Origin of the sequence: Parasedimentitalea huanghaiensis, assembly GCF_009753675.1 — a bacterium.
GTDB classification, from domain to species: Bacteria; Pseudomonadota; Alphaproteobacteria; order Rhodobacterales; family Rhodobacteraceae; genus Parasedimentitalea; species Parasedimentitalea huanghaiensis.
In genome coordinates this window covers 1-2851 of sequence record NZ_WQLV01000033.1, presented here as the reverse complement: position 1 = coordinate 2851, position 2851 = coordinate 1, and the positions used below count along the sequence as shown (strand labels likewise).

Sequence of the window (2851 nt, the reverse complement as noted above, 5' to 3'; positions counted from 1 at the left end):
TGGCACGGTAGTTTTGCCGCGCCACCGTTTGACTTAGTCGTTGCGTCGCACGCGGGCTGCGGTTTTGTCGGCGAAGGCGGCGAGGCGGGCGCGGGCTTCGGGTTGGGTGTTCACCACACCGGCCACCACAGCTTCGGCATAGGCGGCATCCATCGCTGACATGTTCTGCATATGGCTGACGGCAGAACAGATGGCAAAGTTCGACAGCGGCAGGTTCTCGGCCACCCGGCGGGCCAGTTCCATGGCTTTGTCCAGGCTGGATCCGTCAACGATATACTGGGCCAGACCAAGATCGACCGCCTCCTGACCCTGATACACCCGCCCGGTCAGCATCATGTCGATCATCCGCGATTTGCCAACCAGATCCGTCACCCGGATGGTTGCCCCACCGCCGGTGAACAAGCCCCGTTGCCCTTCGGGCAGGGCAAAATAGGCGCTTTGGTCCATCACCCGGACGTGGGCTGAACTGGCCAGCTCCAAGCCGCCCCCAACAACCGCCCCCTGCAGGGCTGCAATCACCGGCACCCCACCGTATTCCATCTTGTTAAAGGCCTCGTGCCAGCGCAGGCAGACATGCATGAAGTCCGCCGGGCTGCGGTCGGCATCATGGTGTTCAATCAGGTCCAGACCGGCGCAAAAATGATCGCCAGCCCCGGCCAGAACCACCGCCTTTACCCCGGCACGCGGGGCGACAGAGAAGAACTCCACCAGCTCTTCGATGGTGTCGATATCCAGCGCGTTTCGCTTTGTCGGGCGGTTCAGCGTCACCACCCAGACGCCATCCTCCTGGGCCTCAACAGCTAGGTTGGTAAAACGGGAGACATCAATATGAGCGGCCATGGTTTGATCCTTTCGAGGAAACAGGAAGTCAGATAGGTGTTTGTGGCGACATGCGCAGGGCCGTTTTTGGCAGGGTGCCCCCGCCACCAGAGGCGCCCTGTTTTTATCCCCAGGTGACAGAAGAGGTTTCGGTCAGAGCACCGCCGAAAGCAGGCTGTCAGCGCCCTCTACAATACGGTCACGCTGGACAGCCGTTTCAGGCAGGATGTGATCACCATAGAACCGGGCGGTGGCAATCTTGGCTGTCATGAACGCGGGATCTTCTCCACGCGCCAGGGCTGCTTCGGCCACCAGCAAAGAGCGGGCCAGCTGCCACCCCGCCATCAGGTTCCCCGCCAACATCAGATACGGAACACCGCCCGCAAAGGCAGCGTTGGCATCCTGTTTGCCGACCTGCAGCACATAGCGGACCGCAGACAAGAAGGCCTCTCGGGCAGCGCTCAGCCGTGCAGCCATCGTCTGCGCGGCTGTCGAGCCACGCAACAGCTCTTGCTCGGTCTGCTCGATCAACGCTACAAAGCGCAGCGCAGTTTCGCCACCATCACGCAGGGTTTTACGGCCAATCAGATCATTGGCCTGAATCGCTGTTGTGCCCTCATAGATCGGCAGAATGCGGGCATCCCGGTAGTGCTGCGCCGCGCCGGTTTCTTCGATAAACCCCATGCCGCCATGGATCTGAACGCCGGTTGAGGCAATTTCAACACCATTTTCGGTACAGAAGCCTTTGACCAGCGGGATCAGAAACTCCGAGAAGGCGACCGCCTCGGCACGGTCCCCGGCGGTTTCAGCATGGCGCGCCAGATCCTGCCAACCCGCCGCAAACGCAGAGAGCGCCCGCCCTCCTTCGGTCAGGGCCCGCATGCGCATCAGCATCCGGCGCACATCAGGATGGTTGATAATCGCAACGGCCTCACGCGAGGAGCCATCAACCGGGCGGCTTTGCACCCGCTCCTTTGCAAAGGCAAGCGCCTGTTGATAGGCGCGCTCGCCCAGGGCAACCCCTTGCAAACCCACAGCAAAACGGGCTGCGTTCATCATCTCAAACATACACTCCAGACCGGAGTTTTCGGCGCCCAGCAAAAAACCAGTGGCCCCCTCATAGTCCAGAACAGCCGTCGGGCTGGCGGTAATACCCAGCTTGTGTTCGATGCTGATGCAGTGAACAGCATTGCGGTCCCCCAGCGCCCCATCCGGCGTCACAAGGAATTTTGGAACCAGGAAAAGACTGATCCCTTTCACGCCTGCCGGGGCGTCTGGCGTGCGGGCCAGCACCAAATGGATGGTGTTTTGCGACAGCTCATGCTCCCCATAGGTGATGAAGATTTTAGTGCCGGTGATCCGGTAGGTTCCATCATCCTGTGGATCAGCCCGCGTCCGCAACAGCGCCAGATCGCTGCCCGCCTGCGGTTCTGTCAGGTTCATCGTGCCGGTCCATTTGCCCGACACAAGATTGGCCAGATAGCTGGCTTTGGTTGCCTCCGACCCCGCCGTCAGCAGCGCCTCAATCGCCCCATCTGTCAACAGCGGACACAGCGCAAAGCTCATGTTGGCAGCGTTGAGTATCTCTGTGGCGGCCGCGCCAACCGAGCGTGGCAGCCCCTGCCCCCCAAACTCTTCCGGATGTTGCAGGCTCTGCCATCCCATGTCGACAAACTGCGCGTAGGCCTCTTTGAACCCGGCCGGCAGGGTCACACGCCCGGCGTCAAACCGCGACCCGGCCTGATCCCCAGGCGCATTCAACGGGGCAATCTCTTCCACACAGAAGCGCCCAAGCTCCTCAAGAATGGCCGCAACATCGCCCAGTTCCAGAGCATCATGGCCCGGCAGCCTGCGCACCCGAGACCACCCCGAAAGGTGCTCAATATTGAAAAGCATGTCTTTGGTAGGCGCCTCAAAACTCACGTCGCTGTCTCCACGCTGAAGGTTCACCAACAGTCTATAGACAACTTCACCTCAACCCAGCAATCGCCACAACAGACCCAAAACTTGCTTAAAGTGACAAAATTGGGCA

2 protein-coding genes are annotated in these 2851 nt (G+C 60.5%); both read right to left on the bottom strand.

Going from position 1 to position 2851, the window contains the following annotated elements:
- Nucleotides 1-33: 33 nt before the first annotated feature.
- Nucleotides 34-840, bottom strand: coding sequence for a crotonase/enoyl-CoA hydratase family protein (locus tag GO984_RS23255; RefSeq protein ID WP_157024926.1), 807 nt, complete (start codon nucleotides 838-840; stop codon nucleotides 34-36).
- A 132-nt stretch (nucleotides 841-972) separates the two neighbouring features.
- On the bottom strand, nucleotides 973-2715 hold the full coding sequence (locus GO984_RS23250) for an acyl-CoA dehydrogenase family protein (RefSeq protein ID WP_157024925.1): 1743 nt from the start codon (nucleotides 2713-2715) through the stop codon (nucleotides 973-975).
- Between the last annotated feature and the right edge of the window lie 136 nt (nucleotides 2716-2851).